General features: G+C 72.0%; 1 pseudogene. It reads left to right on the forward strand.

The annotated features are described in order from the left end of the window. Window positions 1-325: pseudogene (locus tag FV228_RS32800) on the forward strand (ABC transporter permease); the annotation flags it as partial.

Here is a 325-nt window from a genome sequence, read left to right on the forward strand (position 1 = left end):
CGACCCCGATCGCGCTGGGCCAGCTGCAGCGCGTGCTGAACGAGGCGCTGCCCGACGTCGTGCTCTCGCGCATCGTCGCCGACGTGGAGCGCACCGGAAAGATCGGCCCGGACGAGCGGCGCTTCCTCGACGAGGCCTTCGCCGAGCAGCGCGCCAGGAAGGAGCCGTTCAGCTTCGCCTCGCTCGTCGAGCGCCGGAGCACCGCCGCCGGCACCGCCAATGCCCGGGTCAGCTATTACGCCGGCGCGATCACCGCGGTGTTCCTGCTGTTTGCCGCGATGCAGGGGGCGCTCTCCCTGGTCGAGGAGCGGGAGACCGGCATCGC

Source organism: Methylobacterium sp. WL18, assembly GCF_008040015.1.
Classification (GTDB): Bacteria; Pseudomonadota; Alphaproteobacteria; order Rhizobiales; family Beijerinckiaceae; genus Methylobacterium; species Methylobacterium mesophilicum.